This is a genomic window from Microtetraspora sp. AC03309 (assembly GCF_020826795.1).
In the GTDB taxonomy this organism is placed as follows: Bacteria; Actinomycetota; Actinomycetes; order Streptosporangiales; family Streptosporangiaceae; genus Microtetraspora; species Microtetraspora glauca.
In genome coordinates this window covers 38,549-63,127 of sequence record NZ_JADDIL010000047.1, presented here as the reverse complement: position 1 = coordinate 63,127, position 24,579 = coordinate 38,549, and the positions used below count along the sequence as shown (strand labels likewise).

The window sequence follows — 24,579 nt, the reverse complement described above, 5'->3', positions numbered from 1 at the left end:
GGCCGGGTCACCGTCGCCATCTCCTCGTTCATCCGGCGTTCCCTCTGTCTGGGAGGCCGCTTGACGTACCGTGGTTGCTTGATGGCAAGTCCACCGGCAATGCGAGCGCGACAGGACCCCCGAAGATCCCCCTGATACCCCCCTCTTAAGGCCCCCCGACGGGAGGAAAGCCCGAGATGCCCGACAGCATCCCGAACGTCCAGCTCCGCGCCTGGCGCAACTCCCACCAACTCACCCGCGCCGAGATGGCCGACCGGATCAACCAGACACGCGTGGGCATCGCCGAAGGGCTCGCCGTCGACGAGGAACGCATCAGGAGATGGGAGGCTGGAGAGGTCTCCTGGCCCCGCACCCCGTTCCGGCTCGCTCTCACCCAGGCCACCGGCCTGGAGCCGGAAGATCTCGGCTTCTCCCCGAACCGGTGCAGCTCGGGCAGCCGTCTGATCGAGGCGCAGATCATGCCCGTGGACGCGCTACGGGCCGAGGCCGACCTGTACGGCACGATGGAACTCGCCCAGCAGCTCCAAGCGTCCGATGTCGGGAACGGGACGTTGGAGGCTCTGGCTGAGGCCGTCGATCTGCTCTGCCGCGCCTACCCTGTCGTTCCCGCCGCCACCTTGCGCGACCGTACGCAGAAGCGCTTGGCACAGGTGACGCGCCTGTTGTCGGGCCGGATCACGCTTGACCAGCACCGCGAATTGCTGGTCATTACGGGATGGCTCACCGCGCTACTGGGCTGTGTGCATTACGACTTGGGCGAGCGCGAAGAGGCCGAGACTGCCCGACAGGCCGCGTTCGAGATGGGCCGCCAGGTCGGACACGGCGAACTCATGGGATGGGCACACGAGATGTCAGCGTGGTTCGCCCTCGTCGAAGGCCGCTACGAGGACGTGGTCACCGCCGCACGCATGGGCCAGGCCGCAGCCGGCCAATCCAGCGCCATGGTCCAGCTCACCTTGCAAGAGGCCCGCGGATTGGCCCGCATCGGCGACCGCCGCGAAGCCGACAAAGCGCTCTCACTCGGAGCCGACATCCTCGCCAAGCTACCGATTCCGGAGAACTCGGACCACCATTTCGTGTTCGACCACGCCAAGTGGGTCTTCTACGCCGCCACCTGTTACACCTGGCTCGGGGACGACGACCGCGCCGAAGAACACGCGCTTGAGACGATCCAGATGCACACCCGCCCCGACGGGACCTCGAACGCCCCGATGCGGGTCGCCGACGCACACATAGACCTCGGGATCGTCCACGCCCGACGCGGAAACCTTGACGCCGCCGTCGAACAGGGCATGGCCGCATTCGATATCGAACGCCGGTCGCTAACCGACCTCGTCAACCGCGCCGGAGACCTCGACCGCGTCCTACGCCAGAAATACCGCCGCGAAACTCTCGCCAACGAGTTCCACGAGCGCTACGTGACAGCCCGTCGAGCCCTAATCTCTCGCCGCCCTGAGATAATCGATTACTAGCATTCCTTGGGAAAACGAAATAGATTATTAGAACCGGTTGGCCACTTCCAGTGGGAGATAATCATCGATGCGGAATAGATCAACTCGCGGCATAGCATATCTCCCGGTTCCACTCTCATACAAGGATCCCGTTACGACCACACGAAGCTTTAAGTCGTTCGCCTCGATTGCAACATGGTAGGCGTCTGGACCTAATGTCATCTTAACCGGCCGAACTCGCCCAGCAATTAGTGCCTTGACTTTCACCACGCCCTCATCGTCATCAGGATCGCGATCCAATGAACTAACAAATCCATATATCACTTTATCGGAGATCTTCACTTCATCTCGAAGGATATGAGCAATCTCTTGAATCGCTCCAACTGACTGCTTGGGAAATTCAAGAGCGTCTCCCCCGACCCGCGGGGGTGCAGAAGTAAGGGCCCACCTGAAGGCGATATCGAGATCACCCGTTTCGGGGGCAGAAACCATTGCCGCCAAAGCGAAACACGCATCCGCCGACAGCCCGCCATACACAGCACGACGAAGCTCGTCCCTCGAAGGAAGCTCCCCCCTTTCGACGACTAGTTCATGAAGCTGACGCAGCACGTCCGCCATCATTCCAGTGACCCGCCGAGGAAAATAATTGCGTTCCGATTCGACGTCAATGAGTGGCTCTTGCTCGCCCTCAATGATTACGGGCTTCATAACTCCGATTGGACTAACAATCGGGATTATGAAACTACCCCGCAGCGTATGCCCCATCCCCACAGTCTGGGCATGTTTCCTGGCCTGCAATGGTCGCGATCTACCGTGATAAGATCTCCGCTGCAACGCAGAACATGCGTTCGCAATAGCGAATTCACGAGCCCCGTTTAACATTTTTGTTGCATCGGATAACGGCACGAATGGGCGATCGTCTTCGAAACGGAGATCGATCACATCATCCTCGATGTATTGCAACTCCCTAGCGATATCCTCCTCGGCGAGCCCGCTCTCGTTCGCAATATCTTCGATGAAGTTGCATATGCGACGCGGATAATCCGAAGCTTCACTATTTAAAGGAACTAGAACCTCATGGGAGTCACGCTCCCAAATCTCTACACGCGGGAGAGGTTTTGATTGCAGCTCCCAGGAATTTGCTCGCAAGTATGCTTTAAGACCTGCGGGAGAGATTCGGCCAGGCGAGGTCATGCTCAGCATCATGCCATACCCCGCGATTCCTTCATGAGTCGATCCAGCGAACGGACCGTTAGCCTATTTGCACGATCCAAGCGGACGCTCTTAGTAGATCGATTTTGCGTGGGCCGAAGAGTGGACATTTTGCCGAAATATCCACACTTACGCAGATGCAACCCTTCCTGGGAGCAATTCGCCCAATCTGCCCTATCGCCCGGCACTTCTACAACAAATAGATATGCAGGAACATTTCGCTCAGGGTCACTGAGAAGGTTGTAGGTCCGAACATCCAGATCGTATGAGAGGTAGTCGTTCTCAATGGCAGGCCCTTCGGTGCACTTCATTTGCACGTCCACCCGGAAGGCGCGATCCCTAATTTCGAGATCCACGCCGAAATGATCGACATGGACAAGCATCACGGCGTATCCCGCCGAGTAGGCCAGAGCCTGAACGTACGCTACACTAAACCATTCTTTACTAGCAGAAATGTCTAGATTGCCCACTCGTGCACATTACAACCCTGCCCAGATTCTCGTCCAATGCTGCTACCATACTGTGATCATTGCCCACATCTGCGGGCCTTCCCATACGGATAATTAGGATGGCCGTAACATAATCGATCGAACAAACGATCTATTCAGTCACGGCCGCCGTCTTTGCGCACCTGGTTCTGAGCTTCCATCAGAGGTGAGGAAGATCCTTGGGCAACGGCCTACTTACTAGGTCATTCCCTTCAGCAACGAACGGTTTCGGCACAAACCTAGTTATGCCTAGTGAACCCCATCATCTGGATGCCAATGCGCAGATGAGGTTCCCTGCCGAATTGCGCTCATAGGTATCAAGGGCGGCGCTCCGCGCCGCCTCGCGGCCCTGCGCCCGCTCGGCGGCCGGGCATGCGGCCTGGGGGCCGGTCCCGGCCGCCAGCAGCTCGCGCCGCCAGCGGCGGGATAGCGGGCCGCTATCCTGCTGCATCATGCGGCCATGGCGACACGTGGACGGGCGCTTCCTCTACCTTCCGGCCGGTCAAGACGTCTGGGACCAGTTGCGGGCCCGGCTGCAGCTCACCCAACGACTCAGCGGCACCGTCGTCTGGGTTCCCCACCCCGGTGCAATAGGCATCGGCGTGGATGTCGACCTCCCAATCGGCGGCTTCGTCGACGTCCTTCTACTGCCCCGCGACACCACCCACTGGCCTCTCGAAGGAACCCAGATGGAGTTCTACGTCTGGTGGATAGACGAATATCCACAGATCCGCCTCCTACCCGCCGACCCCCATCGTCGCCGCGAAGACTTCGACGAGTGGATCTCCAGCCAGAGCGGTCCGGCCGCTGCCGCATTCCGCACTCACCACAGGACCTACTGACACAGCCCACCAGAGTGCATAAGGTGGTCTCACATTCACGAACCCTGCCTCCGGCGGGGGCCTCGGCTCCGGGATGATCGCCCGAGCATGAGCCGGTCTGTAGCTGGCTGAGGTGGAAGCCTGATCGTCCCGCCCGCCACGACCCAGGCAAGCCCAGCAGACCGACTCCTACGGCTCAAGCCCGTCTGTGACCGTTGGCGTCCGATGATCGAGGAACGGCGACCGGTTCGCGTACACGCGAAGACGGGCTTGCCCCTCCGTCGCCGGCCCGCTGCCGCTCCGCGGTGGGTCGAGGCAGACGGGAAGATCAGCCGGGCGAGGCGTGCGCGGGCGCACATTTCAAGATCCGGCACATACGCGGAACGCCGCCGATAGAAGATGATCGAAGCGGCGCCGGGCCGCAGGTCAGAAGCCCACTCCCCCGACAAGATCAAACCCACTCATAATCCGTGGGTCGTGGGTTCAAGTCCCACCCGCCCTACTCAACTTGATCAGTGAATATGGCTTCTGACCTGCGGTTTCTCGATACGGGCTGATCTCGGCCCGAGAAGCAGGCCCCCGTTGGTTGCTCGTTGTTTGCTCGCGTGTACGCCGCCGGGAAGCTCAACCAGCGGACTTCGGCCTGGCTCATGTAAGGGTCCGCGCACGTGGTAGATCACTTGATCGCCGATCACCAGGGCAGACCCCAAAGACGATCAAGACAAGTCCACAACCGAACACCCCACAGGGCTTCCCTTCCCGGTTGAGGGATTCCGGCGGTCACGGCCGCCCCAAATGCGCCGACTCCGACAAATGCATGGAATCCCGACAGTCGAGGCCAGATAGCCAGCAACCAGCGGACGAATAGTCTGCTGGTCCAGGAACGTGGCGACGCGAACCAGACTGCGCCTGCCGATAATTATTACATCCGCCCACGTCATGACCCTGCGAGGGCTTCGCGTGGCGGCGCGAGTTCCGGCGACCCAGGAGACGGAACCAAGTGCGGCATGATGATCGGCCGTGCTCCTTCGCCTGGCCTATCTCACCGTCACGAACACTTTCGCCGCGCTGCGGTTGCTACCCATGAGCGATCGGGACAAGGACGTCGAGATACTTGCCCTGCGTCACCAGATCACCGTGCTTGAACGCCAACTCGGCGCCGACGCCAGGGTGAGATTCGCGCCCGAGGACCGTGCCTTTCTCGCCGCCCTGCTGACCTCGCTGCCCCGCAAGGCCCTGCGCCGACTGCGGCTCCTCGTCCGGCCGGACACCGTCCTGCGTTGGCACCGCGATCTGATGAAACGGCGCCATGCCCGTACCTGCAGGCCGAAGCGGCCCGGGCGCCCGCCCACGGCTCGCTCCACCCGCGCTCTCATCCTGCGTCTGGTCCGGGAGAATCCGGGCTGGGGCTATCGGCGGGTGCACGGGGAACTCGCCACGCTCGGCATCAAGGTCGCGCCGTCCACGGTATGGGAGATCCTCAAACAGGAAGGGCTCAATCCGGCACCTCAGCGGGCGTCCACCACGTGGGCCGACTTCCTGCGCTCCCAAGCCGACGCCCTGCTGGCCTGCGATTTCATCGAGACCGTCATCCTGAACGGACAGCGTCAGTACATTCTGGCCGTCGTTGAGCACGCCAGCAGGCGCATCCGCGTGTTGGGCACCACCGCCCACCCGAGCGCCGACTGGGTCATCCAGGCCATCAGGAATCTCGTGATGGACATGGAAGATGTGGGCTGCCGGGCGCGCTTTCTGATCCGAGACAGGGATGTCAAGTTCCCCTGCGCCGCGTCAAAACCCATCGCATAGGGTTTGAGCTGCACGTTCTTCGAAGCGGCTAAGCGGCTCGGTAATACTCGTTGATCAGCCCACCGAGTAGCTTCTGGCGCTTGATCGGGCCTTCCAGCGGCACAACAGTCCTCTCGTCATGATCGGGTGGCTGCTGTCGGCGGGACTGGTGCGGCCGATGTCCGTTGTAGTGATCGGCATACTCGCTCAGGACCGACCGTAGGTGCTGTTCGTTGTAGATCAGCATGCGGTCGGTGCACTCGGCCCGGACGGTACGCACCCACCGCTCGGCATAGCAATTGGCCCGCGGCGTGCGCGGCGGCGTCTTCACCACCCGCACACCCTCGCCCGCGAAGACCTCGTCGAAGACAGCGGTGAACTTGGCATCTCGGTCGCGAATGAGAAAGCGGAAGGAGCCAACGTGCTCCCTCAGATCCATGAGCAGGTTACGGGCCTGCTGTGCCGTCCATGCGCCGGTGGGGTTGGCGGTCACACCGAGCATGTGCACGTGGCGGGTGCAGACTTCCATGACGAACAGCACGTACAGGCGTTTCAAGGAGATCGTGTCGACGTGGAAGAAATCGACGGCCAGCAGGCCTTTCGCCTGGGTGCGCAGGAACGTCCGCCAGGAGGTGTCGACGTTGCGAGGAGCAGGGCCGAACCTCCGACGCCGCAGGATCCGCCGCACAGTCGCTTCACTGACCTGGTGGCCGAGCCGGATGAGTTCACCGTGCACCCGGCGGTATCCCCAGGCCGGGTTCTCCCGCGCCAGGCGCACCGCCAGGTCCCGGATCTCCTTACTCGTCCTCGGACGGCCAGAGCGATTCGGATACATCCAGGCGCGTTGGACCAGACGACGGTGCCACGCCAGCAGCGTGGACGGCGTGACCAGGCGATGAGCGCGCAGCACCGTCGGCAGCAAACGGGCCAGCGCGGCCAGCACCGCCCGATCGGCCCAATCCGACTCAGGACGGGCGACCTGACGCCGCAAAACCGCCACCTCATGCCGCAACACCATGATCTCGACGTCCTTGGACGCCTGGCTGCGGCCCAGCACCACCAGCCAGCCGAACACCCGGAGCGCGATCAGATAGAGCAGGCGGACAAACACAAGAGGCGATCTTGTCTGTAGGGACGGACCCCGTCAAACCACAAGTCAGAGCCATCGTTACTGCGTTTTGACGCGGTACACCACGCCTGCGAGCAGGGCTATGACTGGCGCTACAGTGTCGGCTTCGATGTCACCGAGCCGGTCCGCTCCGCGATCGTCATGGTGCCCGCGCGTGCATGGTCGCCGGCCGTCACCCCCGAGGGGAAGATCCGGACCGGCGCGTACGTCGCCGACCTGACCGGCCTGCTCACCCTGGCCGACGGCTGGCCCGAGCAGATGAGGGTCGCCGCCCGCGTCGAACCGCTGCACCCGCGCCACCGCAAACAAGCCAGCGACATCGAAAAGAAACGCAGCCAGCGCTTCCAGGCCACCGCTCACGACCTGCCCGGACACCACCACCAGCGCCACGACGTGTTCCACCGCAACCACGCAGGCGTCGAAACCGTGATCAAACACGAGAAAGGTCTCGGGCTGGGCCGGTTCCCCTTCTACGCCTTCGCGGCCAACCAGGCCTGGTGCCTGGCCGCGATGCTCGCCGCCGACCTTTTGGCCCACCTGCGCCTACTCATCCTCGACCACCACCCCGAGCTGCGCAAAGCCACCCCCGCCCGGCTCCGCGAGCGGCTCCTGAAAGCCCCCGCCTGGCTGGTCAGACGCGCCCGCAACCGGATCATCCGCCTCGCCGACGACCACCCGCACGCCACCGACCTCATCCTCGCCTGGGCCAAGATCCGCGCACTCGCGACACCGCCGCCCTGACCACAGCACCACCCCGCCCGCGCGAGACGAAAGGCCCCGCCCAACCGGCCCGCCAGGGGAGACCAAGGGCCACACCCGGCGCACTCCGCCGGGCCTTCACCATGCCCACACATCAAAATTCCAAGATCACTTAGATCCGGCCAAGCCACTCAAGATCGTGAAAGATTTGGGCCAATACTCCTATTCATAAACGGCCGCAGCGGTCAAAATTGTCGCGACGATTCTCCAAGTATTCGAATCCGCGCCCCCCATAATCCCTTCCGAGTCACGCAACCAGGCAGCCATGGCCTCCAAATATCGCTCTAAAGTAACATTTTCCCAGGATTCTCGCGCGGAGATCAGGTCAGCCCGGAGAGCGTCGACATGATCCGCAAGGTCATTTCTTGAACGGATGTTAGCAAACATAGAATAATCTTCACTTGCATCCAAGATGCTACTCCCCTCTTACTCGAATCGAGGTACCCGAATTTTTTGTGGTAAATTTAAATGCATCACGTCTGATCTCAGCGGCCGTAGCCATGCGATACCGAACAGGAATACCGGCTCGCTGAAATGCTAGAAGGCGACGGTTATCCAGTGTATACAATTGACCGCCACGCTCGAGCAGACGAATTTCCGGCACGTCTTCAGGGTCTAGTTTACCAGATCGAAGATCCTCCGCCATCTGCTCAAGGGTGCGCCCGTCCTTAAATTTCGCCGAGACACTGTCCTGACTAAATCGAACTGCACTAGGATCAATAGAACAGTCTTCGCCGTTGTGGACTAGAACATCTGCAGCTCCAGCAGCCACATAATAGGTGTGAATATCGCTGATTGTAAGGTTGTAGACCTTCTGGCTCAGTTTAGATGACTTGCTAATAGCCAGGATCTCCACGGCCTTGCCATCAGGCGTAATCAGGCGCGCTCCTGGATACAGCTGGCTAGCATTGAGCCAGTGATCTTGTCCGGAGACCCAGAAGGGGTGGTGGTCAGTAGCATCTACGATCCCTATCTCGCCATCGCCCCGACCATCTGTATCCACGGCGATCCGAACAAGATCTTTGTCGCCTTCGCCAACTATCAAGGCGACAACAGGTCGAGTTACCGTATCGCCGCTTATTGGATCCGTGGCGATTACTCGATCGCCTATCTCGATCTTTTCAATCGGCTTATGTGCACCGTCAGCCATCAGCACTTCAGTGCCAGGCATGAAGCTATTACACTTATTGAAGATAGCCTTGGCTCTAGCTGCTATCCGTGCGAATTTCGGTCCAAGCCTTGTAATAACCGAGGCCGCTACTCGAGCCCCCAATTGCATTGCGACCGCGCCAGCAATTTCTTCTGGACCGAACCCTGCCAAGAGCATTCCGGTGGCTATAATTCCAACCGCTTCGCCTAGGTCAAACGGACGCGGCCCCTTTCCTTTTCCATCGTCATTCTTGACAGCACAGAACATCACGGAAATTGCGTCTGTTCCCTGACATACCCTCCCCTCCATAATTTCTCTTTGCAGGGCACTCTGAGCTACAGCGCTTTGAAGGGCCAGCTTAGCCTTTCTTGCCACTTCGTTCCTGCACCACTTTTCAGTGTGCAGTTTCAGACAATCCGACCAGGCTGCACTTTGTTGACATTCCGTAAAGTTTGGGCCTTTTTCACAGGCCACCGGTGACAGCCCGCTGGGGTCAGAAAGTCCGACCGGATTGTTACCGGCATATCCGTATGGATTACTCCATTGAGGTTTACGCAGGTCGAGCAATGGGTCGGTGGAGATGAACTTGGCAATCGCGGGGTCGTAGTAGCGGGCGGACAGATAGGTCAGATCAGTGGAGGCGTCTTCCACCTGGCCGAGGAAGCCGTGGTCGGTGAACGGCAGGTCGTCGGCTCCGCGGCGCTGGCCAAACGGCAGATAACGCTCCCGGGAGACTTGGCCGCTCGAGTCGTTAACGCCGAGTTGGGCGGTGCCATGCAGGCCGGATATCAGCCAGGTGACGCCACTGCCGCCGTTGCGCATGGCAACGGTGGCTCCGTCCGGAGTGGTGTAGTAGCGCTTGCCGGTGATGGTGCTGCCGTCGATCTCGATCTCCATCGAGCCGAGATACAGCGTGCTCTTGCCATCCGGGTCGCGGCGGATGAGGCGCTCGCCGCCGGCGTCGTACACCATCGTGGTGTCCTGGCCGTCGATGGTGGCCTTCTCCAGCTGGCCGAGCTGGTTCCAGTCGAAGGTGCCCGCCTTACCCGTGACGCTGCGGGAGACCATCTGGCCGGCGTCGTCATAGCTGTAGGTGTCGGCGCCGCCGGGGCGGGTGATGGAGGTGACTGCGTTCGGCCGCTTCCCGCCTGATGCGGGGTAGGTGTATGTGGAGGCCTGACCGCCGTCGGTGAGGGTGGTCAGGTTCCCGACCGCGTCGTAGGTGTAGGTCTGGGCGTAGGGGTCGATGCCAAGGTTATCGGCCGATGTCGCGCCGCTGCCGCAGGCAGATGCGGTGGTGGTCCAGGCCTGGGCGAGGCGGTGCAGGCCGTCGTAGGTGAAGCATTCTGACTGGCCGGGGCTGCCGCTGGCTGCGGAGGCGGCGTCCAGGATTTGGGTGATCTCACCGGAGATGTCGTAGGTGTAGTGGTCGTCCTGGCTGACGACGGGGCCGCTGGTGTCGGCCTTGGTCGTGGTGGTGATGCGCTCAAGCCAGCCGGTAGTCGGGCTCCAGATCAGGTTTCGTCTGATCTTCCCGTCGGCCCCATAGGAGCGCTCGGCCATCTGGCCGATTTTCGAGTACGTCGTGTTGGCGACATAGGTGAAGCCGCCGCCAATGTTGGAGGTCAGCGCCTGGGGTAGGCCGAGGTCGGTGTAGGTGGAGGTGACCGTCTCGGAGGGGAGGCCGCCCGCGGCGGGCATCTCGTAGGTGGCGACAGCGCCAGAGGTGGTGTAGCTGGTGGTGAAGGTATAGGTCCCTGCCAGCAACCCCTCAGAGGAGGGAATCGTCAGCGTCGAAGTCCTCGGCCTGCCCATGCTGTCGTAGCTGGTGACCGCATCGGTATAGGCCTTGTCTCCGACATAGCGGGTGGCGGAGGTCAGCTGGCCCTTGGCGACGGTGTCGTAGACCCATTCGGCCAGCTTGGTTCCAGTCTCCGTCTCGCCCACCCATACGGCGGTTTTGCGGCCGAGGTCGTCGTAGGAGTAGGAGACCTTCTCGCTCTTCCCGTTCGTCGACCACAGCAGTCGGCTCGCGGCGTCGTAGGCCTGCTGCGAGTCACCCGCGTCCGGGTCGTGCGATTGGGTGCGGCGGCCGAGCAGGTCGTAGGTGAACGTGCGGACGTTGCCGTTCGCGTCGGTCATCTTGGTCATCTGACCGTTGCGGTCGTACTCGTAGGTGGTGGTGTAGAAGTCCGGGACGTCCACCGTCACCGACTGCCATGAGGTCCAGTCGGAATTTGCGGTGCCCTTGACCGCACGCGCCCGCCACCGGATCTTCCACCCGTCGCCGAGCTTGCCAGCCGGGACGGTCACGGTCGTCTGGGTGCCGGAGGCGACGTTGTCGGTGCCGGTGGTCCAGATCTGGCCGGTGCCATGCTGCGTGTCGGCGGGGTCGTGCTCCAGCTCGAACTCCACCCGCGACGCGGCGGAGTCGAAGGTAGTGACCCGGGCGGCCAGTGCGGGGGTGAGAGTGGAGGTGACCGTCTCCCCCGACAGCACCTGCGACGGGGTGACCTGCAGCTGGTCGACCATTAGGTCCGGCACGGTGATGGTCGTGGTCTGCCAGGCCGACCAGGCCGAGGAGACAGAGGCGCCGGTGTTGGTGGCCTGGGCCCGCCAGCGGATGTGCCACCCGTCGGTCAGCTTCCCAGCCGGGACCGCGGCAGGTGCGTCGTTGCCGGAGGTGACGCTGGCGGAGCTACCGGCCCAGATCTGGCCGGTGCCTTCGGCGGGGTAGGCGGGGTCGTGCTCGATCTCGTAGTCGGCCCGCAGACCGCCGTCGGCGGGGTCGGACACGATGGCGTGTAGGGTCGGCGTCGTCGACGACCCCGCGGCCCCGGTAACCGGGGTGATCGACAGGTTGCTGACCGTGGGAGAGGACGGCAGCGCGTAGGTGACGGTCAGTGCCGGCGGCTGCGCATCGCTGAAAGTGGTTTCCGTGGAGTCGTATATCCGCCAGTCTTCGACCCCGCTTTCGTCGACAGCGCGGAGCTGCACGCCGTACCCGGGGCGGCCCGCGGCCCAGTCCTGCGCCATCGCGGTGACGTCATAGGTGATCGTTCCGCCGGAGCCGTCCGGGCACAGGTCCACCTCGTAGGCGTCCCGGCGGACCACCGAATCCTCGTTGGTGGTAGTCGGCTGGTTATTCCAGGTGATGTCGTAGGCGTCCCAGGAGGAGGTGACCCTGCTCGCCTGAATGCCAGAGCCGAACGCCCCGCACTGGGGGGCGCCCCAGTTGAACAGCGACAGCTGCGCCTGCGTCACCGATTTGCCCACGAGCGTGGAGGTGTCGAACTGCAGATATCCCCGCGAGATACTGATCTCCCCGTCGACATTCCCAGAGCCGACATCGAGTCGGTCGTCATCCCACCAGGAGTAGTCGGGTCCCCAATCGGCGACGTACGTGTCGGCCTGCGTGTCCAGATTCACCGTCGGGTCCACGATCACGGGGAAGGTGAGCGTCGGGTCGGCCAGGAACGCCGCGTCCGGGGTCAGCTCCAGGACCTGGTGGTCGCCGTCACGGGTCAAGTGGGTGGTGATGTGGCCGCTGCGCCTGCGGTGCCCGTCCTTGGCCTTCACCTTGGCCTCGGCACCGGCCGTGGCCTCCTTCGCCTTGGCCTTCTCGGACCGGTGAGGCTGTGGATACATGACGGGTTGGGCCAGTGGGGCGACCAGCTTGCCCGCGCTGTCGGTCAGCGTGAGACGGCCTTGGCCGTCCTGCTGCAGCTTCCACCCGGTGGTCGTGACAGTGATGCGGTAGGTGGGCGGGGTGGCGGGGCGTTCGCGCAGCTCGATGTCGTGGCGGATGCCGCCGGGCAGCACGGTGACCACCAGGTCGGCGCCCGGGCCGGCCGCGTCGGTGTAGCGGGCTTTGTTGCGCTCGATGGTGGGGCGGGGCAGCGGGGTCGGCCAGCTCAGCGCGATCGAGTTGCCCGTGTCATCGGCCAGGGTGGCGAACGGTCCCGTACCGCCGGCGGACACCTTCACCGTGGGCCCGGCCTTGGGCGCCAGGGCGTCGCCCTTTTCTGTCAGCGTGGTGTCGATCGGCACCCAGGCGCCGTCCCGCTTGATCTTTGTTGGGCGGGTGCTGATGGTCGTGGTAAGCGTCTTGCCGTCCGTGTTGGCGATCGTGGAACTCACCGCCGAGGTCAGCTCCGGCACCGCGACCGGTTTTCCGGTCCTCTTCGCCTCCGCGGACGCCTGCATCCGGGCGTCCGACACCTGCTCCGCAGGCACCTCTTCGCGAGTACGGTCGGCGGTGGATTTGTGCTCAGCCGTGGTGTTCATAGCAGAGCTCGTGGAGGTCTCCGAGGCCAGCGGACCGGCGATGGCGCGTGCGGCCAGCGATTGTGAGCCCGCCCCGGCCAGCCATTCCTCGATCTTGGTGATCTGGTCGGCGGCGTCGGTGTAGTAGACGGTCTTACCACCGGTGGGCGGAACGACCTCGTACTTGTCTGCGCCCAGGTAGTTCGTCGTCGTACGGCGTAGCTCGCTGGAAGTGGACATGTCGATCTGCGCCGTGGTCCGTCCCACACCGTCGTAGATCGGCTTGGACCACTGTGGTAGTTCCGTCAGTTCAGGGTTCAGCAGCCCTGAACCGGGGGCGGAGCTGTTGTGAACCGGACCGGAGGCCGCCGCAGTCATACCGCGCGTGTCATAGGTCGTGACCTGCACGATCCGTCCACCTGCCGGAGAGGCGGTCTGCACCTCGCGTGCGCGTCCCAGACCGTCGATGTAGGTGTGAGTGGACACCCACTTGGCCGATGTCCCATTGCCCGACTGCAGGCGGGAGACTGTCGTCTTCACCGGACTGAGCGTGCTCGGGATCGTGTAGGAGACCTTGGCCGCGGGGGTGTCGCCCGACTTCGGCGCCACCGGCGTCCACAACAGCAGCGTGCGGCCGAGCACGTCGTAGTCGATGTTGACGTTGTTGTTGTTGGCGTCCCGCATCCCGACCGGCTGCCCGTGATAGGGGGAGGACCATGTCGTCACCGCGTGCCCCAGCGGGTTGGTGATCGTCACGCCGCCCGTGGGCCACCCCACCGCCGGTGAATACGTCGTTGTCGTTGTCTTGTTCAGCGGGTCGGTCGTGGTGAGCGGACGTCCATAATCGTCGAAGGTGGTCTTCGCCGTCGAATAGTTGCCAGCGGTGGAGTAGCTGCGGGTCTCGGTGACGTCTCCGCGGGTCGGGGTGTTGGAGCCCGGGCTTGTCGAGCCGTCGTACAGGGTCACCGACCGGCTGAGCAAGGTTCCCGCTGAGCAGTCATCCCCCGCGTGCTTCTCCTCCGACGCCTTGTAGCCGATCATCCAAGCGCTGCCGGAGGTGTTGCGGGCGTAGGTGATCGCGGTGCACGTGTTGTCGCTGCCGTTCCCGCGCTCCCCGTAGTCGTTCACCTTGGTCGGAAGACCGTCGGTGTTGTACTCGGTCTTGGCCTCGGTGTAGCGCCAGCCGCCGGTAGTCTTCTCTCTCGATACCTGACGGGTTCGATCAACCCGGTACGGGTCGCGATCCGGGCCATTCCCAGTGGTCGTGGCGTCGTACTCGTAGCGGGTCGAAGACACCTCGCTCAGTCCGCCGGGCATGGGTATGCCGGCGGGGCAGGCGCCGAGGTCGTTCCAGCCGGTGGATCCCGATGTTCCCGGAGCACCCTGTCCGGTCTCGTTGATGACCTCCCAGTTGTGGTTGTTGTAGGAGACCCGATCATTGCGGATGTAGGTGGCGCCGGCCATCCACTGCCGGTACGCGCACGCATACGTCGGCTGGGTCGCGGTCGCCCGCCAGGTCTGCTCCTGCACGGCCTTCCCGTTCATTTCCCGGAAGTCGTCGAAGGTGCCGCCGTCGAAGTCGGTCACCTGGTCGCCGTCGATTCCGCGGAAGAACGTTGAGGAGGTGATGCTGAAACCGTTCGGGTCGTTGCCGCTGCCGACGATCGTGCGGACTTCGGGATAGCCGCGGAACTCGGTGTAGTCGTCTCTGCTTTGCCAGTCGAACGGGTTGGCGAAGGGGTTTTCCGGCACCGCCCAGGCGGGATCTCCCACATAGTCGTACCGGGTGACCACATCGGGTGAACCGGCGACCAAGTCCTTGTCGGTCACCTGCATGACGAGCCACTTGCGGTACACGTCACCGTTGAAGTACAGCTTGTCGTCCTCGCCGTAGTAGCTGCCGGTCGTGACGAAGTAGCAGTCGTAGGTGAGGGTGTCCCATCCCTCTGTGGGGGGAGACACCCACGGGGTCGGGCAGGGGTTGGCCTGCCCGTACGTGACCTCGCTTCGCCCACCGAGCTCGTTGTTGACCGTACTGATCCGGGGGAACGACACCGGGAAACCACCGGCGGTGGAGTTGTCGGGCATCACGGCGTCGAACGTCGTCAGCGGCATCTCGATGGCGGGCCCGCCGGCCAGTCCGACTCGGCGGATGGAGTCCAGCCACAGCATCGAATAGTCGCCGAGCACATCGCTCATCCACTCGTACGACAACTCCAATCGGGTCACGTCGTCCCAGCCGCCTGTCGCCGTGCTCCAGGTCTGGGTGGTGATCGTGTCGAGCCGCTGGCTGGTGAAGAAGACCGGGCCGACCCCGTACATGCACTCCGACCCGGTCCCGTCACAGACCGGTTCATCACTGGGGGCACCACTGCCTGAAGAGCGGGGCGAGGTGGCGAACACGATCCGCCCGGTCGCAGAGGAGGAGGACACGTTCTCGTTGGAGCCGTAGGTCACCTGCTGCAGATGCGCCGCGCGATCATACTCGGGATCGCAGGAGCTTTCGAAGTCCAGCGCGAGGGTGCAGTAGAAGTCCTCCTCCCGCTCATAGGTGTAGTCGATCACGTTGCCCTTGGGATCGACCTCCTGGTCGAGTTGCCACCGCCAGGTCGCGGTGCACAGCGAGGACACGACATCCTGGCTGGCGGACGTGGGGTATTTGTCGTGGCATGGCTCGCCGACGTTGTCGCCGATGAACGGAACTTGCAGAGATGAGTCTCGGTGATATCCGAACCGGTAGACGGTGCCGTCCTGGGTGGTGATCCGCCACCATGGCTGGCCCGAATCGCCGCCACTGCTGATCTGCTCGATCTTCCAGCCGAAGTCCTCGACAGTCCGCCACTGCCCGGTGCTTTGGTCCTCGACGATGTCGGAGGAGTGTCCCCCGACCGACAGGGTCAGCTTCGAGGCATCCGCGTCACCGTAGGGCGACTGCCAGCAGCGGTCCGCCCACCCCTTCTGGTACGGATTGCCGCCACCGCGGTTGTCCAGCTCGTACTGCTTACAGGAGACAAACGCGCGCTCGATGAAGCCGGAGTTCAGCTCCCACCCCATCCCCGTCAGCCCGGACTGGTTGTTCGTCCGCGAGGTCAGCGAATCCACCGACGCCGAGGAGTACTGCAAAGCGAGCTCCGGAGCCTTCCCGGCAGGAGGCGGCGGGGCGCTGATCGGATAGCTGTAGGTGAACGCCCCACCTGACGGCCCAACCTGCCACGTCCCTGACGGCTTGAGATCGGTCGCGGAGAAGTCGCCCACCGACGAATTCGAGGCGGTGGCCGCGGCCGAGGCCGCCAGCAGATATACCGCGTCACCATCGGCCAGTTCCGCCGTGCCACTACTCGTGGTGGCGGCACTTCCGGCTGCGGGCGCCACGCCCACGACCGCCGTGAGCTTTCCGCTCTTGACGTCGTTGAGGACCGGGAGTTGACGCCCTTCCAGGACGCGCCTTCTGGTGCACTCCTGGGTGACAGTAGCGTCAAGAACACAGGCAGGGAGCTTGATCAGCGTCAGGCGGGAGGCGAATCCACCGCCTCCAGCCCCCCGGAACGAGGAGTAGTCGACACTGACCTTTGCCGGAGCGATGTCCGAGCCGCCGTCCGCGCGTGTCAGGCGCAGGACGACACCGATGCCCCCGAGGCGCTTGGCCACGGTGTTATCGAAGGTCTCCACCCGAACGGAGGTGGGCGAGTCCTTTTGTTTGGCTGCCTTCCGGTTCGCGGCACCTGGCACCGACCGCTTCAGGAGGTCAGCGGCGTCAGATGGGTCGGCCGCAGCCACCGTCACCGGCAGCCCCGGCGCCGTTATCGGCTTCTTGTCCGCTGTCAAATTCATCTGCGCAGATCCGGCCTTCGGCCACACCGGAGCCGGCCGTTTAGGCGCCGAGTGCAGGTCCTCGGCGCCTTTGGCTGACGGGGGCGCAACCTTGATCGGCTGACCTTCGACGGATGACTCCTGGCTGGCGGCCGGAGTGGTGTCGGCAGCCGCCGGTTGAGCCAGCCCGTCCGGAACGCCTACCCCGGCAAGGAACACCCCCAAGACGACAGTAGCCGCGACGAGCAGCCCCCTTTGGCGTGACCGGCCATGACGTCGCGTTCCAACGCCGAAAGGCAACAAGGCGCACCCTCCATCAACAGGAGGCGTACGGCACAAGGTCCGGCCCGTCGCCCCTTAAGCCCAGTTGAGCCAACTGATCTGGATCATGCGCTCTTATCTCGATCTATCTCAAGATCGAATCTGAATTGATCTGACTACGGATTGTCATGCGGAAGTTGACCAGGTTGTCTTCAGCTTGAATTGAGGCAGCTCACAGGCGTCGGGGCCGCATCCAGGAGGCCCCATATGATCTAGGTCACATACTTGGGCGTCCTGGCTGACCCAAAGCGCCGGAAGACAAGGCGGCCCTCAGCCAGACATCCCGCGACCTGACGCTTTCCCCTGTTTGGCTCAAAGCCGAACCCCCGCCGGATACGTCCTGCCTTGTGATGCAACTGGAGCCGCCCCTGCGTCGCCGAGCCATGGAAATGTTGCGACTAGAAACCTTCAAAAGCGAGGGTTATATGCCCCGACCTCGACACGAGTTGGCAGCCCATCGTCGCGGTGCTACCTGAAGTGCATGAGGCATCCCGATCGCGGCAGTCTGACCGCGGAGCAGCGGCTACGCCGGGAGCGGATGCGGATACGGGCGGCCGACCACTTCGCCGAGGGCATGACCGATTCCCAGACGGCCTGGGAATTTCGGGTGTCACAGTTGAACCTTCATATGCCCCCACTCACCACGTCCGGCACGAATACATACCCACCTCACTTTATGTAGCGTGATGATCACACCACAAAGATGGATCTTGACATCCGGCACAGATCGACAAAGATCACCAAGAGACGCCCTCAAAGAGCATGACTTCACGTCATCGCGCTATCTCCTGTTTACAGGAAGGGGAAATGCATGCGCGCAATGCGCCGCGTCACAACCATCGGCTCGATTGCAATACTTGCAATGGCAACCACTGTGTCGTCCGCATCGGCCACTCCCTGGCCATGGGACGGCATCTACCCCGACAAGAGCACCCACAGCTACTGTTACACGACCTCAGTACCTGATTCGATACGCTCATACATCCCCGGCGCAATGAACTATCTGGTCAGCGCAACGGACATTCCAGGTGTTCCCTTCCAGGATCCCTGCGATACTAAGAATTCTAACGAAGACGGGGACCCGGCAACCGACGTCGCCTGGTTTCAAGCGTGGGTCCAGGACGGGTATGGCGACGCCACCACATGCAAAGTTCGAACAGCCTCCCAGCCCGGCTGGTGTGACATGCGCTTCGTAAAAATCAACAAAGCGGCGGTAGACGCAGCCGATGACCCTCACCATCAGTACATCAAGACGGTATGTCACGAGTTGGGGCACAGCTTGGGGCTGGCCCACTACGATGCGGACGGAGGACTGGGCGGCATTCCCCCGGGTGGCGAGTGGGACTGCATGGTCAGCGGACATGTCACGCAGCCCGGCGCCCCGCCCGTGAGTGACCCATGGATATGGCAACTGAACAGCCACAACAAGGACCACGTCAACGCCTGGTGGCCGTGATCGAGAGAGGGCCGATGAATATGAAACTCCGTCGCGCTGGATTCCTGGTCGCATCGGTTCTCGTGCTCGGCGGATGCGCCACCACAGAAAGATCTTCGGCCATGCCATCCGTACAAGCTGACACGACACAGGCAAAGCCCTATGTGGAGCCATCCAACGGCTCCTTGAAGTTGTCGGCGCTTCGTACATCCGAAGCCGACTATGAGATTATCTATTCTCCAGAGGCTCTTGCTGAAAAGAAACAAATCGTCGCAGCGGGGGTAGTAGACGGGTGGCAGCAAGGGCCAATTCTCAACAGTTTTCCGGGAGGCCCACTTGACTACCGGGTCCTCATGAGGGTGCGCATAACACACCCACTGAAGGGAGTCAAAGGAACTCCCTCACTGCGAGGCAACATCGCATTCATTGAATTCGACCAAGGTGCGGTAATCCGAGACGATTCCGTTCCAGTAGAGCAATGGAAGATCGAACGATCTCCAGCGGATTTTGAGAAATCAATCCCAACGGGAACTCGCGTCCTTCTCTTTGGTTCGGAAAGGCCCCCGTACGAGCAGAGTGTCTATGATCCGGGCGACCCTCTCACGGACGGCGCGAAGATCATGGCTGTCGGGCCGCAAGGGCTGGTTCTGGAGGATCCGGGCCTTGTTCAACTGCGCGCTGAACGGACTCTCGTAGGAGGTCGCGAGCCACTGAAGGGCGGAAGAAGAGCCGCCTGGCTAGAACCCAAGACCATGGATCAAATGATCGACCGCCTCAAGAAGCACGGGTTCTCCGAGTAGCCTGACGTGTGCTGTCGATTCTGGAATCGACAGCACACGGCTACGGGCACACGCTTCTCAATGCAGCCGCCCAGCACGGCGGCGACGAGGGTACAGGAAGCAGGCCCTACATGAATCTGGGCGAACGCTACGACTCTGCGGGCACCAATTAATCATCCGGCCAGGTCAAGCCGCATACCGGTACCCCTGAGGACACTGCCGAGTCCGATCACGTCGACGGGCGTCGAGCAGCGTGGCTAGTCTAGTGGACAGACCACGCTCCTCCCGGCTTTCAAGTCAAGCGAGCTCAGTTTCTCGTTGGCTGCTCCATGGTTGCTCGTTGATCGCTCGCCAGGGTGCCCAATGGTTGCTCGTGCGGTTGCCCTGTTGGTTGCTCGGTGATTGCTCGTGTGTACGCGACACGGGGGGAAATGGGCCATCACAACGTGGCACTTCAGCGGGGTCAACGATGGACAGAATGATAGAAACCGGCACACCGAGGCACAGGGCGGCATTGATCAAGGCGACTCATAATCCGTGGGTCGTGGGTTCAAGTCCCACCCGCCCTACTCAGCTTGATCAGTGAATATGCCCTGCCACCTGCGATTTCTCGATACGGGCTGATCTCGGCCCGAGAAGCAGGCCCCCGTTGGTTGCTCGTTGTTTGCTCGCGTGCACGCCGCCGGGAAGCTCAACCAGCGGACTTTCACGGGCACCGGGCACGTTCCGGGCACACGGTAGATCACCCAGAGATCGATCTTCAGGTCAGACCAATGTGACGATCAAGGCAAGGCTACAACCGAACGCCCCACAGGGCTTCTCTGCCCGGTTGCGGCATTCCGGCGGTCACGGGCGTTCCAAATGCGCCGACTCCGACAAATGGGCGACATCCCGGCAGTTGAGGCTCGTAATTCGGCAACCAGCGGACGAATAATCTGCTGGTTGCCGCAACTCCTCCACCCGGAAACTCTGCTGGTTCAGGGACGTAGCGACGCGAACCAGACGCGCACACCGGGCCGATGAACTTCACCTCTGTAGTACCTGCGTGCCGGCCTGGACCTGCCCGCCGCCCCGCTTGTCTGGATTCCGGGCGGTAGCCGAGCGCCGCATGGACGACGTCGTGTCCGTCTCGGAGAGCGCTGTCAGGGACGCCACTCCGGGCGGTAGTCCTCGTGCCAGTCGTAGGCGGTGGCCTCCAGGCGCAGCAGGTGCTCGGCCTGGGCGTGCTCTCCGGCATCGACCCAGCTCCCGCCGGCCACGTGAGCCAGGTACTTCAGACGGTCCTGCTTGGCGGCCAGATCGGTCAGGATCCGGGCCGGGTCGTTGTGCACGATGTGCCGCTCATGCGCAGCGTCCAGGGTGACCGCGATCCGCGGCTGAGCGCAGTCGGACACCTCCACGTACTGGCGGCCGTACACGCCCTGACGAGAGAAGGACTTCGGATCTTCGGCCGTACGTGAGGGGAACCAGCGGCCCGGCTCGCACGTGGCGGCGATCTGCCAGGACTCGTCGATACGAGCCTGCACGAACGCGATCAGGTCATCCATCGGGGACGCAGACCTCATCACTCGCGGGGAGAGTTACGTATCCATCATGAGCCCGCACGGCGCGGCGTGGGGCGGCAATCCCCGAAACACGTCTCTCTGTCTGGGGCCAGAGGCTGGTCGCAGTGCCCGGTTCATGACGAGCGAGACAGGCCCGTTGGAGCTTCCAGCGGGCCTGTCTCGCCTGAGGTTCGGGATCAGAGGTCGGGCACGACGGACAGACGCCGGTGCGGGACGACCGCAGCCACAACGGTTTCGGGTCACGGTCACCGGGCAGGTGCTGCACCGTGAGCCGGATCAGCGTGCCTTCCAGCACGGGCAGGTCGCCGTGGTCCAGCCAAGCAGCCCGGCGGGTCAGGCGGGGATGCAACCGGTCCGTTCGCGGCGCCGTAGCGGGTCATACCGTGCGCAGGAAGTCGTCCAGCACGTCGAGGCCGCTGCGCAGGGACGCGATCGGCACGCGTTCGTCGACGCCGTGCATGCCGGCTGGTGTGCGGCCGTCGGGGTCCTCACCGAGCGGGGCGAAGCCGAAGCCCGCCATCCCCAGCTCGGCGAACGGCTTGGCGTCGGTGCCACCGCCCATACAGAACGGGACGATCACGCCGTCCGGGTCGTGGCGCAGGACCGACGCGGCCATCGCGTCGTACCAGGCGTTGTCCCAGCCGGCCCCGATCGCGGGGCGGTAGGACAGGAATGACCGGGTGACGGACGGTCCCAGCAACTCGTCGATGATGGCGAGCTGTTCGTCCTCGGTGCCGGGCAGCGAGCGTACGTCGATCTCGGCGTGCGCCTCGCCTGGTACCACGTTGAACTTGTAGCCCGCGTCGAGCACGGTGACGTTCGTCGAGCAGCGCAGCGACGGCTCGACGTACTCGCGCAGCGGCCCGATCCGGTCGAGGACGGCCTCGACGCCCTCGTCGGAGGAGAGGTCGGCGTCGAGGCCGAGGGTCCGCACGGCGGTGTCGAGCAGCCGGCGCACCGGTGGCGTCAGCGCCAGCGGCCACCGGTGCGCCGAGATCCGGGCCAGGCCGGTCACCAGGCGGGCGACGGGGTTGTCCGGGTTCGGGCGTGACCCGTGGCCCTCCGTACCGGTCGCGCGGACGCGCATGTGGAGGGAGCCACGCTCGGCGACAGCGATCGGGTAGAACCGCCGTACCGTCCCGTCGGGCGCCCGTACCGGCACGGGCCGCCCGCCCGACTCGCCGACGGCGGCGGTGACCCCGGCGAAGAGCTCGGGTCGGTTGCGTACCAGCCACTCGGCGCCGAGGGCACCGTCCTCCTCCTCGTCCGCGACGAAGGCGAAGACCACGTCGCGTCGTGGTCCGGTCGCGTCGGCCGCCCACCGCAGCAGGGTGGCGAGCATCATCGCGACCGTGTCCTTCATGTCGGTCGCGCCGCGGCCCCACACGTACCCGTCCGCGACCCGGCCCTCGAACGGCGCCACCGTCCACCGCTCCGGCTCGGCGGGGACGACGTCGAGATGCCCGTGGACGAGCAGGCCGGGCAGCAACCGGTCGGCGCCCGGGACCCGGAGAACGACGTTGGCCCGGGTCGGCTCGGACTCGATGATTTCGGGGTCGTACCCCGCCCCGCGTAGGAGACTGGCGACGTACTCGGCCGCGGCCAGCTCGCCCTTGCTGCCCGCCTTGCCGTAGTTGCTGGTGTCGATCGCGATGAGGTCGGAGCAGATCGTCACGACGTCCGGATGGTCTGTCATCGTTCTCCTGTCTTGGCTGGGTAGGTGATCAGGTAGCCGTGCCGCCGGTCGAAGGCGGCGATCTCGGCGCCGCCGGCCAGGGCCCCGGCCAGCACGTCCCGTACGTGGGCACGCCAGGCCCGCGCGAGGAGGGGGTTCTCGACCCGGACCCGTTCGATGTCCTCGGGGACCGGGACGAAGGCGGGCCCGCCGGTCCACGGCACCACCTGGAGCGCGTCGTCGCGGACCGTGATCAGCGGCCGATGGTCGCCCTCGGGCGGCCCGACGGCGGCTGGGGAGAGCAGGTCCCACTCGACGAACAGCCGGTCGCTGGCCTCGCCGCGGTTGAGCCCGTCGTGCATCGGGCCGTAGCAGTCGGGCAGGTAGTCCGTCGCCCGGGCGCCGAGCTTGACCAGGTTGAAGTACGCGTTGCGACGGACCAGGGGGTCGAACGTCCAGGTGATCGAGCCGATGCCGCGGCCCAGCGCCCAGTCGCGCTGGTGGCACTTGAGCATGTAGCCGATCTGCTGGGCGCGGTACTTCGCCTCGACCCCGGTGATGTGGCTGTGCAGGGATCCGTTGTGCGGCGCGAGGAACCCGACCGCGGCGCCGGCCAGATGCTCCCCAACAAATGCGACGGCGACGTAGTTGCCGGTCATGCTGAAGGCGCGCAGCAACGCGACGGTGATCTGGCTGGAGTCGGGCGCGCCGTCCCAGACCCGGTTGAAGAGGGCGGCGATCGCCTCGAGGTCGGCGAGCCCGGCCGCCTCGCGGACTGACACTCCGTGCTCCGGCGTCATCGCCTGGCCTCGCCGAGCAGGTCGGCGAGCAGCCCGGTCAGCAGGGCGAGACGGTCGCCGAGCCGAGCCACGTCGACCCACTCGTGGCGGGCGTGCGCCCCGCCGCCCACCGCGCCCAGGCCGTCCAGGGTCGGCACCCCGGCAGCGGACGTGAGGTTGCCGTCCGATCCGCCGCCGACCGCGACGCCGGCGAGCGGGCCGATGCCCAGCCGATCCGCCACGGCGCGGGCCCGCTCGAACAGCCCGGCCGTCATCGTGGCATCGAGCGGCGGACGGTCGATGCCACCCTCTATCTCGACGGTGACATCACCGTTCGCCGGCGCCAGGCCGCGGATCGCGGCGTCGACCCGCCGCAGCTCCTCGGTGGTCCGGGCGCGAACGTCGATCGTCAGCGTGGCCCGGTCCGGCACCGTGTTGACGGCCGTACCGGCGGAAGCCATCGTCGGCGTCACGCTGGTCCCCGCCGCGTCGTCGGCCAGCGCGGCGACGGCGCCGACGGCGGCGCCCAGCGTGATCAGCGCGTTCGCGCCCAGGTGCGGTTCCAGGCCGGCGTGGGCCGCGCGTCCGGCGAAGGTCAGCTCGTAGTGGGCACGGCCCTTGCGCTCGGTCTTCAGGGCGCCGGAGTCGTCGCCGGCCTCCAGTACCAGGGCCGCGGCGCAGCCCCTGGCCTCATCCTCGATCAGCTCGCGGGAGGTCGGAGAGCCGAGCTCCTCGTCGCCGGTGACCAGCAGGGTGACCCCGGATGGGTCGTCGAGCGCGGCGATGGCGTGGAAGGCGAGGGCGAGGCCCACCTTCATGTCCAGGCACCCGGGCCCGCGGATCCGGTCGCCGGCCGTGCAGGGGATCGTGTCGATCGTGCCCAGCGGCCAGACGGTGTCGTGGTGCCCCAGCACGAGCACGCGAGGTGGTTCCTTTCCCCACCGCCAGCGCAGGTGGGTGCGGCCGGCGATGACGATCGGCTCGGCGGGGCGGCCCAGGATCTCCTCGCCGACCCGCGCGACGCAGTCGGCGCTGCGGGCGACCGCGGCGAGGTCGGTGGAGGGTGACTCGCAGCGGATCATCCGGACCGACGCCGCGACGACGCCGGCGACCCGGGAGCGGGAGCCGACGGACGGTGCGTTCATGGGTTT

The 24,579-nt window shown here is 64.2% G+C and carries 15 protein-coding genes; 6 read left to right on the top strand and 9 right to left on the bottom strand.

Annotated elements, in window-relative coordinates; all coding sequences use genetic code 11:
- The first annotated feature begins 176 nt into the window (after positions 1–176).
- Positions 177–1,472 carry an XRE family transcriptional regulator gene (locus IMZ11_RS25650; protein ID WP_228644923.1) on the top strand — a complete coding sequence of 432 codons (1,296 nt, stop codon included), beginning with the start codon at positions 177–179 and terminating at the stop codon, positions 1,470–1,472.
- Between the two features lie 27 nt (positions 1,473–1,499).
- On the opposite strand, the gene IMZ11_RS25645 is transcribed toward IMZ11_RS25650, so the two are convergent.
- The 3 genes from IMZ11_RS25645 to IMZ11_RS25635 all read right to left on the bottom strand — a co-directional run bounded on the left by IMZ11_RS25645 (position 1,500) and on the right by IMZ11_RS25635 (position 3,605).
- Complete coding sequence (locus IMZ11_RS25645) at positions 1,500–2,645, bottom strand: hypothetical protein (protein ID WP_228644921.1); 1,146 nt, start codon at positions 2,643–2,645, stop codon at positions 1,500–1,502.
- An 8-nt stretch (positions 2,646–2,653) separates the two neighbouring features.
- Entirely contained in the window at positions 2,654–3,133 is a 480-nt protein-coding gene (locus IMZ11_RS25640; RefSeq protein WP_228644919.1) for a DUF4365 domain-containing protein, read from the bottom strand.
- A gap of 280 nt (positions 3,134–3,413) precedes the next feature.
- The gene (locus IMZ11_RS25635; protein WP_228644917.1) at positions 3,414–3,605 is read right to left on the bottom strand and encodes a hypothetical protein; all 192 of its coding nucleotides are present in this window, start codon (positions 3,603–3,605) and stop codon (positions 3,414–3,416) included.
- On the opposite strand from IMZ11_RS25635, the gene IMZ11_RS25630 reads away from it, so the two are divergent.
- Positions 3,604–3,993, top strand: coding sequence for a hypothetical protein (locus IMZ11_RS25630; RefSeq protein WP_228644915.1), 390 nt, complete (start codon positions 3,604–3,606; stop codon positions 3,991–3,993). The genes IMZ11_RS25635 and IMZ11_RS25630 overlap by 2 nt on opposite strands.
- A 999-nt stretch (positions 3,994–4,992) precedes the next feature.
- The gene (locus IMZ11_RS25625; RefSeq protein WP_228644914.1) at positions 4,993–5,781 is read left to right on the top strand and encodes a helix-turn-helix domain-containing protein; all 789 of its coding nucleotides are present in this window, start codon (positions 4,993–4,995) and stop codon (positions 5,779–5,781) included.
- Between the two features lie 28 nt (positions 5,782–5,809).
- Here IMZ11_RS25625 and IMZ11_RS46325 read toward each other — a convergent pair whose 3' ends face one another.
- Positions 5,810–6,871 (bottom strand): integrase core domain-containing protein, encoded by a 1,062-nt coding sequence (locus IMZ11_RS46325; protein ID WP_228644912.1) that lies wholly within the window; start codon positions 6,869–6,871, stop codon positions 5,810–5,812.
- A gap of 60 nt (positions 6,872–6,931) precedes the next feature.
- On the opposite strand from IMZ11_RS46325, the gene IMZ11_RS25615 reads away from it, so the two are divergent.
- Positions 6,932–7,630 carry a transposase gene (locus tag IMZ11_RS25615; protein ID WP_228644958.1) on the top strand — a complete coding sequence of 233 codons (699 nt, stop codon included), beginning with the start codon at positions 6,932–6,934 and terminating at the stop codon, positions 7,628–7,630.
- A gap of 433 nt (positions 7,631–8,063) precedes the next feature.
- Here IMZ11_RS25615 and IMZ11_RS25610 read toward each other — a convergent pair whose 3' ends face one another.
- Entirely contained in the window at positions 8,064–17,093 is a 9,030-nt protein-coding gene (locus tag IMZ11_RS25610) for a DNRLRE domain-containing protein (protein ID WP_228644956.1), read from the bottom strand.
- A gap of 913 nt (positions 17,094–18,006) precedes the next feature.
- Here IMZ11_RS25610 and IMZ11_RS25605 point away from each other — a divergent pair.
- Both IMZ11_RS25605 and IMZ11_RS25600 read left to right on the top strand, forming a co-directional pair.
- Positions 18,007–18,651 (top strand): hypothetical protein, encoded by a 645-nt coding sequence (locus IMZ11_RS25605; RefSeq protein WP_228644910.1) that lies wholly within the window; start codon positions 18,007–18,009, stop codon positions 18,649–18,651.
- A complete protein-coding gene (locus IMZ11_RS25600) occupies positions 18,642–19,430 on the top strand; it encodes a hypothetical protein (RefSeq protein WP_228644908.1) in 789 nt (262 codons plus the stop codon). Before IMZ11_RS25605 ends, IMZ11_RS25600 begins: the two co-directional genes overlap by 10 nt.
- Positions 19,431–20,551: 1,121 nt before the next feature.
- Here the strand turns inward: IMZ11_RS25600 and IMZ11_RS25595 are convergent.
- The 4 genes from IMZ11_RS25595 to IMZ11_RS25580 form a co-directional block, all read right to left on the bottom strand.
- Positions 20,552–20,956 (bottom strand): DUF6221 family protein, encoded by a 405-nt coding sequence (locus tag IMZ11_RS25595; RefSeq protein ID WP_228644906.1) that lies wholly within the window; start codon positions 20,954–20,956, stop codon positions 20,552–20,554.
- Between the two features lie 394 nt (positions 20,957–21,350).
- A complete protein-coding gene (locus IMZ11_RS25590) occupies positions 21,351–22,670 on the bottom strand; it encodes a M20/M25/M40 family metallo-hydrolase (RefSeq protein ID WP_228644905.1) in 1,320 nt (439 codons plus the stop codon).
- The gene (locus IMZ11_RS25585) at positions 22,667–23,431 is read right to left on the bottom strand and encodes a GNAT family N-acetyltransferase (RefSeq protein ID WP_228644903.1); all 765 of its coding nucleotides are present in this window, start codon (positions 23,429–23,431) and stop codon (positions 22,667–22,669) included. The genes IMZ11_RS25590 and IMZ11_RS25585 overlap by 4 nt, the downstream gene beginning before the upstream one ends.
- Before the next feature lie 14 nt (positions 23,432–23,445).
- Positions 23,446–24,573, bottom strand: a complete 1,128-nt coding sequence (locus IMZ11_RS25580) for a M20/M25/M40 family metallo-hydrolase (RefSeq protein ID WP_228644901.1) — start codon at positions 24,571–24,573, stop codon at positions 23,446–23,448.
- Between the last annotated feature and the right edge of the window lie 6 nt (positions 24,574–24,579).